The sequence below is a fragment of the Terrabacter ginsenosidimutans genome (assembly GCF_039539425.1).
Lineage (GTDB): Bacteria > Actinomycetota > Actinomycetes > Actinomycetales > Dermatophilaceae > Terrabacter > Terrabacter ginsenosidimutans.
In genome coordinates this window covers 22,453-35,924 of the sequence record NZ_BAABDC010000017.1, presented here as the reverse complement: position 1 = coordinate 35,924, position 13,472 = coordinate 22,453, and the positions used below count along the sequence as shown (strand labels likewise).

Genomic DNA, 13,472 nt, shown 5'->3' with positions numbered 1-13,472 from the left:
GAGGAAATCGCCCGCGTCGAGCAGCTGCTCAACACCCGCCCCCGAGCCACCCTCGGCTTCCAGACCCCCGCCTCTAAACTCAACGAACTACTCACCGTTGCGCCGACGCCCTGAAACCGCCGAGCGCCCCGTCCCACTCGACTGGGGGCAGGGCTGGGGTGGGTGTCAGCCGGTGTTGCGCAGCCCCGCGGCGATGCCGTTGATCGTCAGCAGCAGGGCCCGCTGCACGTCGGCGTCGGGCTCGACGTCGTCGGGCACGGCGCGGGAGCGCGCGAGCAGCGACGTCTGGAGCGCGTGCAGCGGTGCGAGGTAGCTGTCGCGCAGGTCGAGCGTGCGGCGCAGCACCGGAGCCGACTCGAGCAGCTCCTTCTGGCCGGTGACGCGCAGCACCTCCTCGACGGTGCGCGCGTGCTCCTCACGGATCGTGTCGAAGACACTGGCGACGTCGTCGGGAACGAGCGTCCGCACGTAGCCCGCCGCGATGTCGAGGTCACTCTTGGCCAGCGTCATCTGGACGTTGGAGAGGAAGGTGCGGAAGAAGGCCCATGAGCCGTACATCTCGCGCAGCGTCTTCTCCCTCCCGTCCTCGCGTGCAGCGGCCAGTCCGGAACCGACCCCGAACCACCCCGGCAGGATGATCCGCGACTGGGTCCAGCCGAAGACCCACGGGATGGCGCGCAGGTCCTCGAGGCCACCCTCGCCGCCGGGGCGCTTGGCCGGCCGGGAGCCGATGTTCATCTTGCCCAGCTCGTCGACGGGTGTCGCCGAGACGAAGAAGGGCACGAGGCCGGGGTTGCGCACCAGTCCGCGGTAGGCGTCCTGCCCGCTCGCCGCGACGAGGTCCATCGTCCCGTTCCAGCCGTCGAGGACTTCTCGCGGCAGCAGTGACTTCCGGTGGAGCACGGACGCCTCGAGGACCGCGGCGAGGGCGGTCTCGAGGTTGAACCGGGCCAGCCCGGGCAGCGTGTACTTGTCGCTGATGACCTCGCCCTGCTCGGTGATCTTGATCGGGCCGTCGAGGCTGCCGTACGGCTGGGACAGGATCGCCTCGCCGGTCGGGCCGCCACCGCGGCCGACCGAGCCGCCGCGTCCGTGGAAGAGGCGCAGCACGACCCCGTGCTCCCGTGCGACGTCGCGCAGCGCACGCTGCGCGCGGTGGATCTGCCACTGCGATGCGGCGATCCCGGCGTCCTTGGACGAGTCGGAGTAGCCGAGCATGATCTCCTGCACGTCCCCACGGGCGGCGACGACGCGGCGGTACGACGGGTCGGAGAGCAGCGCCTCCAGCAGCGGGCCGGCAGCCTCGAGCTCGGCGACGGTCTCGAAGAGCGGCGCGAAACCGATGCGGGCGCTGGCGGGTGTGGTCTCGGTGCCGAGGTCGAGCAGGCCGGCCTCTCGGGCCAGGACGACGACGGCGAAGAGGTCGTCGACGTCGTGGGTCATCGACACGATGTAGGTCTCGATCGCCTCCGGGCCGTAGGTGTCGAGCGCCTGCCGGATCGCCGTCATGAGCGACAGCGACGCGGCCGCCGACTCGCCGACGTCCCGGGCGCCGGCCCCGACGCCCGTCAGGGGACGCCGCGAGGCCATCTCCCGTGAGAGCAGCTCGATCCGCGCCTCGTGGTCGAGGTCCGCATAGGGCGTGTCGAGCTCGCCGATGCGGTCGTAGAGCTCGGCCAGCGCGGCATGGTGCTTGGCGCTGTGCTCACGGATGTCGAGCGTGGCGAGGCCGGTGCCCGTGGCCACCACACCGCGGATCAGGCGCAGGATGGCGCCGTCACCGGTCAGGGTGTCCCCACCGGCCAGCATCGACTCCCGGATGAGCACGAGGTCCTCGAGGAGCTCGTCGAAGCTCGAGTAGTCGCGGCCCGGCTCGTGCGGCGTGCCGTGGGCGAGCCGGTCCCGCGTGCGCAGCAGGCGGACACGGACGAAGCTGAGCTTGAGCCGGTAGGGCTCCTCGGCGTTGAGGCGGCGCACGGCGTCGAAGGTCACCGGCAGGGCCGCAGCGTCGCGCTCGAGGCTCTCCCTCAGCGCGTCGGTGACCTCGACGAACCGGGTCGACGAGGACAGCTCGTGCAGCATGTGGTCGAGCTTCTCGACGAGCTCGCCGAGGCCGGCTTCGTGCTGCAGGCCGATGACTTCGAGCGTGACCTCCGGGGTCACGTTGGGGTTGCCGTCGCGGTCGCCGCCGGCCCAGGCGCCGAACCGCATGGGCCGCGCCGACGGCGGGAGCTGCACGCCGATGCCTGCGAGGGTCCGGTCGAGCTCCGCGAGCAGGTCGGGCACCACCTGCTCGCCGAGGAAGCGCAGCGTGTGCATGGCGGTGCGCGCCTCGTCGCTGGGCTCGGGCCGCACGATCCGCAGCTCGTCGGTCTGCCACATCATGTCGACGAGCTCGGCCAGCCGCCGCTCCGCGCGGGGACCTTCGGACGGCGGACGGCGGGGGTCCTCGAGCTCGGTCACGGTGGCGGCGATGCGCCGGAGCAGGTTGAGGACCGTGCGGCGTGTCGCCTCGGTCGGGTGGGCGGTGAAGACCGGACGGTACTCGAGGCGCCCCAGCACCTCGTCCAGCTCGTCCCGGTCGAGGCTGCCGGCCTCGAGCGCCTCGCCGATGCGGCGCACGGTCGCCGCGAGCGGTGCCTCGTCGACGGCGGCCAGCTCCTGCCCGCGGTGCAGCTGCTCGGTGACGTTGACGAGCTGGAAGTAGGCGGTGAACGCCCGGGCCAGCACCACGGCGGTCCGCGCGTCGACGCCGTCGAGGAGGGCGCGCAGGTCGTCGTCCTCGGGCTCGCGGGCCAGGGCCCGCACCCGCTCGACGAGGGCGAGCAGTTCGGGTCCCTCGTGCCGGGTCAACGCCTCACCGAGGAGCGTCCCCAGCTGTCGCACGGAGGCCCGGAGGGCGGCGTGCTGCTGCGCCGACGAGACCCCGGAGGCGAACGTCGCTGCGTCCGGCTCGCGGCGGTCGGCCTCGAGGAGCTGCTCGGTCGTGGTGCGGCCGTGGTCGGTCATGCTCCAGTCGTACCGCGTCGGGGTTTCGTCGGCGTTTCGAGTCCACGATGGGGACCGTTCCGTGGACACGGAGTCCACCGGCTGGACGGTGGTCGCGGTCAGGAAGCTGTCGCGGCGGGTGGCCGTGAGCCGTCCTGCGAGGATGACGGCATGACCACCGGCACCCTCGTCCTCGCGGCCACCCCCATCGGCGACCCCCGTGACGCGGCGCCGCGGCTCGCGCACGAGCTCGCGACGGCCGACGTGGTCGCCGCCGAGGACACGCGACGACTGCGCCGGCTGCTGGGCGAGCTCGCCGTCACACCGGCTGGGTCGGTCGTCAGCTACCACGAGCACAACGAGGCGGCTCGGACCCCGGACCTCGTCGCCCGCCTCGTCGCGGGGGAGCGCGTCGTGGTCGTCACCGACGCCGGTATGCCGTCGGTGTCCGACCCCGGCTACCGCCTCGTCGCCGCTGCGGTCGAGGCGGGAGTGCGCGTGACGTGCGTCCCCGGGCCCAGTGCGGTCCTCATGGCGCTCGCCGTGTCGGGTCTGCCGGTCGACCGGTTCTGCTTCGACGGCTTCCTGCCGCGCAAGTCCGGCGAGCGCGCCAAGGTCCTGGCCGAGGTCGCCGACGAGCGGCGCACCATCGTGTTCTTCGAGGCGCCCCACCGGCTCGCCGAGACGCTGTCCGCGATGCGGGACGCCTTCGGGCCGGGCCGTCGGGCGGCCGTGTGCCGCGAGCTGACGAAGACCTACGAGGAGGTCCGTCGCGGCACCCTCGACGAGCTCGTCACCTGGGCCGAGGACGGAGTCAGGGGCGAGATCACGATCGTCGTGGCGGGCGCCGAGCGGGTGGTGCCGTCCCTCGAGGAGGCCGTTGCCGGCATACGTGCCCGGGTGGACGCGGGGGAGCGGCTCAAGGACGTCGCGGCCGACGTCGCGTCGCGGACGGGGCTGTCCAAGAAGGCGCTCTACGACGCCTCCCTCGCTGCGCGTTGACGTCCTCGGACCCCGTCGCTGCCGTCTCGACCGGCGAACCACTTGCCCGGCGGGGAACAGCGGGTAAGGCTGCAGTAGTTCTCTCTCCGGAGGCCGGCGACCCGTCCGGCCGAGTCGACGCACAGCGAAGGAGCACGGCATGGCTACCACCCGCACCGCCAGCACGCACTGGGAGGGCTCCCTCTTCGAAGGGTCCGGCCAGGTCAGCCTCGAGAGCTCGGGCGTCGGCACCTACGACGTCAACTGGCCCTCGCGCGCCGAGTCGGCCAACGGCAAGACGAGCCCCGAGGAGCTCATCGCCGCGGCTCACTCCTCGTGCTACTCGATGGCGCTGTCCAACGGGCTCGCCCAGGCCGGCACACCCGCCACGACGCTCGACACGACGGCGAACGTCACCTTCGTCCCTGGCACCGGCATCACCGGGATCGCGCTGAGCGTCGTGGGTGACGTGCCCGGCATCTCCGCCGAGGACTTCCAGGCCGCCGCGCAGGACGCCAAGGAGAACTGCCCCGTGAGCCAGGCCCTCAAGGCCGTCCCGATCACCCTCGAGGCCCGCCTGGGCTGAGCCTGCCCCCTTGTGCAGATCGGCGCCGACCCGCACGGGTCGGCGCCGATCTGCTTGTGCCGCAAGGGTTTGACCGCTCGCCAGCGCCTCAGGCGGACTCGACCGTTGCCTTGTAGGCGTCGAGCATGGACTGCCAGTTCTGCCCGAACTGGTCGGCCTGCTCCTGCGAGGTGTTGCCGTCCTGCTCGAGCGTCACGGTCGTCGGCCCGGCGTCGCCGTCGGCAGCGAGCGTGTAGGTGACGGTGTGGTAGTTCTCGGGCCGGTCCTCCTGCCCCATGAGCGGGCTGTAGTGCGTGACCGAGAGGCGACGGGGCTCGTCGGCCTCGAGCACCTCTCCCTTGTCCCGGTAGGGCTTGCCGTCCATCTCGCCCTGCCACGTGATCTCGCTGCCGACCTGCCAGTCGGTGCGGACCTCGGTGCCCACCATCCACTGCCGGACGGTGTCCGGGTCGGTGAGCGCGTGCCACGCCTGCTGCGGCGTGGCGTCGACCGTGACCTTCGCGTGTGCAACATGACCAGTCATCCCTCTGTCCTACCCCCACCGAGGCCCCCAGTGGGCGTATGCCGCCCGGCCCGTTCGCGACAGACGTGACACGAGCCGTCGGCCGGCTGACGGGAACGCGTGCGCGGTGGCCACCGCCGCCCGCCTAGGATTCACGGCATGAGCCATGTCCTGTCTGCCGTCGCCTGGCCGTACACCAACGGCCCGCGCCACATCGGCCACGTGGCCGGTTTCGGTGTGCCCTCCGACGTCTTCAGCAGGTACATGCGGATGGCAGGGCACGACGTCCTCATGGTCTCGGGCACCGACGAGCACGGGACCCCGATCCTCGTCCTGGCGGAGGAGGAGGGCCTGACGCCGCAGGAGCTCGTCGACAAGTACAACGCGGTCATCGCCCAGGACCTCACCGACCTCGGCCTGTCCTACGACCTCTTCACCCGCACGACGACGCGCAACCACTACGCCGTCGTGCAGGAGATGTTCCGGCAGGTCCACGCCAACGGCTACATGGTCGAGCAGACGACGCGCGGCGCGATCAGCCCGTCGACGGGGCGCACGCTTCCGGACCGCTACATCGAGGGCACCTGCCCCATCTGCTCCTTCCCGGAGGCGCGCGGCGACCAGTGCGACAACTGCGGCAACCAGCTCGACGCCGACGAGCTGATCAACCCGCGCAGCAAGATCAACGGCGAGACGCCGGAGTTCATCGAGACCCAGCACTTCTTCCTCGACCTGCCGGCTCTCGCCGGTGCGCTCGGCGAGTGGCTCGACGGCCGTGAGGCGTCGGGCACCTGGCGGCCCAACGTCATCAAGTTCTCCAAGAACCTCCTCAAGGACGTCCGCCCGCGTGCGATGACCCGAGACATCGACTGGGGCATCCCGATCCCGCTCGAGGGCTGGGAGGACAACCCGAGCAAGCGCCTCTACGTCTGGTTCGACGCCGTCATCGGCTACCTCTCCGCGTCGATCGAGTGGGCGCGTCGGGTGGGCGACTCGGACCGCTGGCGCGAGTGGTGGAACGACCCGTCCGCCGTGTCCTACTACTTCCAGGGCAAGGACAACATCACCTTCCACAGCCAGATCTGGCCGGCCGAGCTGCTCGGCTACGCCGGTCGTGGCGACCGGGGCGGGGAGCCGGGGGAGTACGGCACCCTCAACCTCCCGACGGAGGTCGTCGCGAGCGAGTTCATGACGCTCGAGGGCAAGCAGTTCTCGACGTCGCGCAAGCACGTCATCTACGTCCAGGACATCGTCGCGCGCTACGGCCCCGACCCGATCCGCTACTTCATCTGCGCGGCCGGACCGGAGAACCAGGACGCCGACTTCTCCTGGGCCGAGTTCGTCCAGCGCAACAACAGCGAGCTCGTGGCCGGCTGGGGCAACCTCGTCAACCGCACGGCCGCCATGATCGCGAAGAGCTTCGGCGAGATCCCGCAGCCGTATGCCGCCGAGCCCGTCGACGAGGAGCTGCTGGCCACCGTGCGGGGTGCGTTCGCGACCGTCGGCGCCTCCCTCGAACGCCACCGTCAGAAGGCCGCCCTCGCGGAGGTCATGCGCGTCGTGGGCGAGGCCAACGCGTACGTCTCGAGGACCGAGCCGTTCAAGCTCAAGGGCGACGACCAGCGCGAGCGGCTCTCGACGGTGCTGCACACGCTGGCCCAGGCCGTCTCAGATATCAATACGCTGATCTCACCTTTCTTGCCCCATGCAGCGAACCGCGTCCACGCGGTTCTCGGGGGCGAGGGCGAGCTCATGCCGATGCCTCGTCTGGAGGTCGTCGCCGACCTCGACGACGACACGCGCAGCTACCCCGTCATCACGGGTGAGTACTCCTCGACGCCGAGCTGGGAGTCGCGACCGGTCGTCGTCGGGACACCCATCGCCAAGCCCTCCGGCGTCTTCGTCAAGCTCGACCCGGAGCAGGTCATCGAGGACGAGCGGGCCCGTCTCGGCGACACTGCACCGGGTGCCACGCGGCACCACACCGACCCGCTCGCCGCCCCGAAGATGGCCAGGCCCAAGGGCTCCGGCCAGCCGTCCGCCGAGCCCTCCGCCGGGGCCCCCGGCAGCGACGAGACCCCGACCGCATGAGCCCGCACGCGTCAGGTCAGCGGGCCCTGCCGGAGAACCCGCCGGACCCGCTGCCGATCGACGTCGTCGACAACCACGTTCACCTCGACATCACGCGCGAGGGCGACGAGCCGTTCGACGTCGCCGACGCGATCAAGGCGGCTCGCGCCGTCGGGGTGACGCGGCTCGTCCAGGTCGGCTGCGACCTCGACGGCATCCGCTTCACGATGGACGCGATCGAGGCCCACGACGAGCTCGTCGGCGGAATCGCCTTGCACCCCAACGAGGTTCCGCGTCTTGCCGCTGCCGGGCAGCTGGAGGAGGCGTATGCCGAGGTCGAGCGCTGCGCCGCCCACGAGCGCATCCGCGTCATCGGCGAGACGGGGCTCGACTACTTCCGCACCGGTGCCGAGGGCGTCCCCGTCCAGCAGGACGGCTTCCGCTGGCACATCGACCTCGCCAAGCGACTCGGCAAGGCGCTGCAGATCCACGACCGCGACGCCCACGGCGACGTGCTGCGCATCCTCGACGAGGAGGGGGCGCCCGAGCACACGGTGCTGCACTGCTTCTCGGGAGACCTCGCAATGGCTCGCGAGTGCGTCGAGCGCGGCTACCTCCTCAGCTTCGCCGGCACGGTGACGTTCAAGAACGCGCGTGACCTGCGCGACGCCCTGACTGCCGTCCCGCTGGACCAGCTCCTCGTCGAGACCGACGCGCCCTACCTGGCGCCCGCGCCCCACCGGGGGGCCACGAACGCCTCGTTCCTCGTGCCCGTCACCGTCCGCGCCATGGCCGCAGTGCTCAACCTCGACGTGCCGACCCTCTGCCGTGCGGTGTCCGAGAACAGCGAGCGCGTCTACGGCCCGTGGGGCGCGGAGCGAGTCGGACAAAGCGCCTAGCGCACACCGAACACGGGCGTCCAGCGGGACGTGGCGCCGTTACCGAAATTTGACCATCGCGTCGTCGATCGGTCACTGTGGACGACTGTTGGCCGGTTGCCACCCCGCATCGACCTCCTCCCGACGACGTGAGGAGGATGGATCGAGAGCGCGTTGCATCCGGGTCGTTCGACGTTCGGAGTGTTTTGATTTCTCGCAACGCCAAGATCCTTGCGGCCGCTGGCACGGCCATCGTCCTCACCGGTGGCGCTGTCGGCGCCACCCAGCTCGACAAGTCCGTCAACCTCTCCGTCGACGGCACGGCGAGCACGGCGCACGTCTTCGGCAGCACCGTGGCCGACGTCCTCGACGACCAGGGGATCACGGTCAAGCCGGGCGACGTCGTCGTGCCGGCCGCGGACGCCCCCATCAGCGACGGCCAGACCGTCACCGTCAAGTACGCACGGATGCTGACGCTCACGGTCGACGGCAAGACTCGCCAGCTGCGCACCACCGAGACCACGGTGGACGGGGCGCTTCTCGCGCTCGGTCTCCGCGGCGACGGTGCGCGGCTGTCCGTGTCGCGTTCGCAGACCATCGGTCGCCAGGGCCTCGCCCTGACGGTCGTCACCCCCAAGGCCGTGACGGTCACCGTCGACGGCAAGACGACGACGAAGACCATCGCCGCTGCCACGGTCGGCGAGGCCCTGAACCAGCTGGGTGTGCGCGTCGGCAAGGCCGACAAGGTCAACCCGCCGGTCACGACGCCCCTGACGTCCGGCCTCAAGGTCGCCGTCCAGCGCGTGCAGACCAAGGACGCGAAGGTCACCCGACCGATCGCCTTCGGCACGACGAAGAAGACGTCGGGCAACCTCTACACCGACCAGACCAAGGTCGCGCGAGCCGGTGTCGCCGGTGAGCGCACCGTCACGGTCCGGACGTCGCTCGTCGACGGCAAGGTCGTCTCCACCAAGGAGATCGCCTCCAAGGTCACCAAGGCCCCCGTCGACCGGGTCCTGCTCGTCGGCACCAAGTCCCGGCCCGCGGCCGCGCCCAAGACCACGACGTCCACGACGACCACGCGCTCGACCTCGGGTGCGGGCCTCAACCTCGCCCGCGCCGCCATGTGGGACTCGATCGCCCAGTGCGAGTCGACCGGCAACTGGCACATCAACACCGGCAACGGTTACTACGGCGGTCTGCAGTTCCTGACCTCCACGTGGCTCGCCTACGGTGGTGGCGACTTCGCGTCGCGCGCCGACCTCGCCTCGCGCGAGCAGCAGATCACCGTCGCCAACCGCGTCTACGCCGACAACGGCACGTCGCAGTGGCAGTGCAAGGCCTGACCTGACACCAGGTCTCCTCGAGGCCTCAGAGGCCCCCGACCGCACGGTCGGGGGCCTCTCTGCGTCCGGATGCCGGATGCCGTGCCCCACTCGGTCGAGGGGGCTCGCCGACCCGGCCGGGCGGCATACGCCCTCGGTCCCGGCGCCATAGGGTGGGCGCATGACGAAGAAGGACGCCGCGCCGCACGTCGACGACGCAGCGCTCCTCGGGCCGACACAGGTGCGCGAGCTCGCCGAGCGTCTCGAGGTGCGACCGACGAAGCAGTGGGGCCAGAACTTCGTCGTCGACGCCAACACGGTGCGCAAGATCGTCCGCGTCGCCGGCGTGGGCCCGCACGACGTCGTCGTCGAGGTCGGCCCCGGACTCGGCTCGCTCACCCTCGCCCTGCTCCCTGTCGTCAAGCACGTCACGGCCGTCGAGGTGGACCCACGGCTCGCGGGTGCGCTCGAGGAGACCGTCCGCTCGCTCCAGCCGGAGAACGCCGACAAGCTGCGTCTCGTGGCGGCCGACGCGCTCACGATCACCAGGCTGCCGGGTCCCGACCCGACCGCTCTCGTCGCCAACCTGCCCTACAACATCTCGGTGCCGGTGGTGCTCTCCTTCCTCCAGCACTTCCCGACCCTCGAGCGGGTGCTCGTCATGGTGCAGCTCGAGGTCGCGGAGCGTCTCGCAGCCAAGCCGGGCAGCAAGATCTACGGCGTCCCGAGTCTCAAGGCCGCGTGGTACGCAGACGTCGAGCTCGCCGGGCGCGTCGGGCGCAACGTCTTCTGGCCCGCACCGAACGTCGACTCCGGGCTCGTGTCGTTCCGCCGCCGCAAGCCCCCGAAGACCACCGCGAGCCGCGAGGACGTGTTCCGTTGCATCGACGCGGCCTTCCTCCAGCGGCGCAAGTCGCTGCGCGGCGCGCTGGCGTCCTGGGCGGGCTCGCCGGACGCCGCCGAGCAGGCTCTCCTCGCCGCGGGGGTCGACCCGCGGACCCGTGGCGAGCAGCTCGACATCACGACCTTCGCCCGGATCGCCGAGGCGCGCCCCGAGGGTGCCGGTGTGGCGAAACCCCGCGAGCGCCGTAAAGGACATACGTCCTGACCCGGGCCGACCGGCACCTAGGGTGGGGCGCATGACTGTCGCTCCGACTCTGCCTGGCGCGGTGACCGTGAGGGTCCCGGCCAAGGTCAACCTCGAGCTGCGCGTCGGACCGCGGCGGCCCGACGGCTTCCACGCGCTCGCGACCGTCTATCAGGCGGTGTCGCTGCACGACGAGGTCTCCGTCGCCCGCTGGGACGACTGGCAGGTCATCGCTGCCGGCACGTATGCCGACCGCATCCCGACCGACGGCGACAACCTCGCCGTCCGTGCCGCGCGCCTCGTCGCCGACCGCTGGTCCGTCGACGAGCGCCTGTCGATCCGCATCGACAAGGACATCCCCGTGGCGGGCGGCATGGCGGGGGGCTCGGCCGACGCCGCAGCGGCGCTCGTCGCGTGCGACCAGCTGTGGGGCCTCGGGCTCGACCGCGACGAGCTCGCGGAGCTGGCCGCCACGCTCGGCAGCGACGTCCCCTTCATCCTCGCCGGCGGCAACGCGATGGGCTCGGGGCGCGGCGAACAGCTCGCTCCGGTCCTCGCCCGCGGCACCTTCCACTGGGTCTTCGCGATCAGCGACACGGGTCTGTCGACCCCGGAGGTGTATGCCGAGTGCGACCGCCTGCGCGAACGTGACGGCATCGAGGTGCCTGAGCCACGGGTCAGCTCCGAGCTGATGGCAGCCCTGCGTTCGGGTGAGCCCGCCGCCCTCGGGGCCGCGCTGCACAACGACCTGGAGCCGGCTGCCTTCTCCCTGCGGCCGCAGCTGCGCGAGCTGCGCGACGCCGGCGTCGAGTTCGGGGCGCTCGGGGGCATCGTGTCCGGATCCGGCCCGACCGTCGCCTTCCTGACTGAGAGCCACGAGGCCTCGCTCGACCTGTCGGTGTCGCTCGCGGCCTCCGACCTGTGCCGCGACCTGCGCCGAGCCAAGGGGCCGGTCCACGGCGCGCACGTCGTCACCTCGCCCCGCGACTAGGGCCCACGCTCGGGCCGCCCCCAAACTCAGGGGCGCCGGAGCGCTGAAGCGCCGCTGAGCGGGAGCGGCGTCACTGAGCGCGATCGGGGTCGCTGTGCACGATTCGGTGCGTGCTCGCGCAGGCCGTAGTGTCAGTCAGCGATGGCAAACCTGATCTCCCTCGAGCGTGTCTCGCTCATCTTCGGCACCTCGCACGTCCTCGACGACGTCAGCCTCGGTGTCCTCACCGGCGACCGCATCGGCGTCGTCGGCGTCAACGGCGGCGGCAAGTCCACCCTGCTGCGTGTCATGGCAGGTCTGCAGGAGCCGGACTCCGGCCGCATCACCAAGCAGGGCGGCGAGGGTGGCATCCGCATCGGCATGCTGTCGCAGGAGGACTCCCTCGACCCCGGGTGGACGATCCGGGAGGCCGTGCTGGGCGACCTGCCCGAGCACGTCTGGGCCGGCGATCCCCGTATCCGCGACGTCCTGACCGGCCTCCTCGGCGGCATCGAGGCGCAGAACGTCGGTGGCCTCGACAGCCGAGTGGGCCCGAAGTCCGGTGGTGAGCGCCGCCGCCTCGCCCTCGCGCGACTGCTCGTCTCGGACCCCGAGCTGCTCCTCCTCGACGAGCCGACCAACCACCTCGACGTCGAGGGCGTGGCCTGGCTGGCAGACCACCTGGCGACCAAGCGACCGCGCCCCGGCAACGCCACCGTCGCGATCACCCACGACCGCTGGTTCCTCGATGCCTACGCGACCCTGACGTGGGAGGTCGAGGGCGGCAAGGTCAGCGCCTTCGAGGGAGGGTATGCCGCCTACGTCCTCGCCAAGGCCGAGCGCGACCGCATGGCCGGGGTCATCGCCGACCGACGCTCCAACCTCATGCGCAAGGAGCTCGCCTGGCTGCGTCGTGGTGCGCCGGCCCGCACGAGCAAGCCGAAGTTCCGCATCGACGCCGCGAACGCCCTCATCGCCGACGAGCCGGACCCCCGCGACAGCGTCGAGCTCGCCTCGTTCGCGAGCCGCCGCCTCGGCAAGGACGTGCTCGACCTCGAGGACGTGACCGTGTCGGTGGGCGAGCCGCCGCACGAGCGACGCCTGCTCGACCACGTGACCTGGCGGCTGGCGCCGGGGGAGCGCATCGGCATCGTCGGCGTCAACGGGGCCGGCAAGTCGACGCTGCTCCGTGCCCTGACGGGCGAGATCCCGCTCGACGCGGGCCGCCGCAAGATCGGCAAGACCGTCGCCATCGCCCACCTGACCCAGGAGGTGCGCGAGCTCGAACGGTTCGAGCAGTGGCGGGTCATCGAGGCCATCGAGGACGTCAAGCAGTGGACCACCCTGGGCGACAAGGAGATCAGCGCGAGCCAGCTCGCGACCCGTCTCGGTTTCCCGGGCGGCCGACAGCAGTCGCGGGTCGGGGACCTGAGCGGTGGTGAGCGCCGACGGCTCCAGCTGACCCGCCTGCTGCTCACCGAGCCGAACGTCCTCATCCTCGACGAGCCCACCAACGACCTCGACATCGAGACCCTGACCTCGCTCGAGGACGTCCTCGACGGCTGGGCGGGCACGCTCGTCGTCGTCTCCCACGACCGTTACCTGCTCGAGCGCGTGGCCGACAAGCAGCTGGCCCTGCTCGGCGACGGCAAGGTGCGCGAGCTGCCGGGCGGCGTGGAGGAGTACCTCCGGCTGCGCGCGGCCGACATCGCGGCCCAGGCCGTCCGGGCGTCGGCGGCCCCGGCCCGGGGCGGCGGCTCCGCTGCGGGTTCCGCCGCGACGGGCCGACCAGACGGCGCCCACGCCGAGCCGGCGACGACAGCGAGCCCGGCCGAGGTGCGCGAGGCCCGCAAGGTCATGGCCCGCGTCGAGAAGCAGCTCTCACGCCTGCAGGACCGCGAGGAGCGCCTGCACGGTGACATGGCCGAGAAGGCCACCGACCCCGCGGCTCTGGCCGACCTCAACGCGAAGCTCCAGGCCGTCGTCCTCGAGCGCGAGGAGCTCGAGCTCGAGTGGCTGGAGGCGGCCGAGGTCGTTGGCTGACGCACTGTGGGCTGAAGCCTTGAAAGTATCTTGATGTCAAGA

At 71.4% G+C, this 13,472-nt stretch carries 10 protein-coding genes; 8 read left to right on the top strand and 2 right to left on the bottom strand.

The window, feature by feature from the left end:
* Positions 1-165: 165 nt before the first annotated feature.
* Complete coding sequence (gene ppc, locus ABD831_RS22140) at positions 166-3,009, bottom strand: phosphoenolpyruvate carboxylase (RefSeq protein ID WP_344952270.1); 2,844 nt, start codon at positions 3,007-3,009, stop codon at positions 166-168.
* Between the two features lie 150 nt (positions 3,010-3,159).
* Between ppc and rsmI the strand changes: the two genes are divergently transcribed.
* Positions 3,160-3,990, top strand: a complete 831-nt coding sequence (gene rsmI, locus ABD831_RS22135) for a 16S rRNA (cytidine(1402)-2'-O)-methyltransferase (RefSeq protein ID WP_344952267.1) — start codon at positions 3,160-3,162, stop codon at positions 3,988-3,990.
* 139 nt (positions 3,991-4,129) lie between these two features.
* On the top strand, positions 4,130-4,555 hold the full coding sequence (locus ABD831_RS22130; protein ID WP_142178857.1) for an OsmC family peroxiredoxin: 426 nt from the start codon (positions 4,130-4,132) through the stop codon (positions 4,553-4,555).
* A gap of 88 nt (positions 4,556-4,643) precedes the next feature.
* On the opposite strand, the gene ABD831_RS22125 is transcribed toward ABD831_RS22130, so the two are convergent.
* Complete coding sequence (locus ABD831_RS22125) at positions 4,644-5,078, bottom strand: SRPBCC domain-containing protein (protein ID WP_344952262.1); 435 nt, start codon at positions 5,076-5,078, stop codon at positions 4,644-4,646.
* 138 nt (positions 5,079-5,216) lie between these two features.
* Between ABD831_RS22125 and metG the strand changes: the two genes are divergently transcribed.
* The 6 genes from metG to ABD831_RS22095 all read left to right on the top strand — a co-directional run bounded on the left by metG (position 5,217) and on the right by ABD831_RS22095 (position 13,430).
* Complete coding sequence (gene metG / locus ABD831_RS22120; RefSeq protein WP_344952260.1) at positions 5,217-7,148, top strand: methionine--tRNA ligase; 1,932 nt, start codon at positions 5,217-5,219, stop codon at positions 7,146-7,148.
* Positions 7,145-8,026 (top strand): TatD family hydrolase, encoded by an 882-nt coding sequence (locus ABD831_RS22115; RefSeq protein ID WP_344952258.1) that lies wholly within the window; start codon positions 7,145-7,147, stop codon positions 8,024-8,026. The genes metG and ABD831_RS22115 overlap by 4 nt, the downstream gene beginning before the upstream one ends.
* A 185-nt stretch (positions 8,027-8,211) precedes the next feature.
* Positions 8,212-9,351, top strand: a complete 1,140-nt coding sequence (locus tag ABD831_RS22110) for a resuscitation-promoting factor (protein WP_344952255.1) — start codon at positions 8,212-8,214, stop codon at positions 9,349-9,351.
* A gap of 160 nt (positions 9,352-9,511) precedes the next feature.
* Positions 9,512-10,438 (top strand): 16S rRNA (adenine(1518)-N(6)/adenine(1519)-N(6))-dimethyltransferase RsmA, encoded by a 927-nt coding sequence (gene rsmA, locus ABD831_RS22105; RefSeq protein WP_344952253.1) that lies wholly within the window; start codon positions 9,512-9,514, stop codon positions 10,436-10,438.
* A 31-nt stretch (positions 10,439-10,469) separates the two neighbouring features.
* Positions 10,470-11,408, top strand: a complete 939-nt coding sequence (locus ABD831_RS22100; protein WP_344952251.1) for a 4-(cytidine 5'-diphospho)-2-C-methyl-D-erythritol kinase — start codon at positions 10,470-10,472, stop codon at positions 11,406-11,408.
* Positions 11,409-11,549: 141 nt separating this feature from the next.
* Positions 11,550-13,430, top strand: coding sequence for an ABC-F family ATP-binding cassette domain-containing protein (locus ABD831_RS22095; RefSeq protein WP_344952249.1), 1,881 nt, complete (start codon positions 11,550-11,552; stop codon positions 13,428-13,430).
* Positions 13,431-13,472 lie beyond the last annotated feature (42 nt).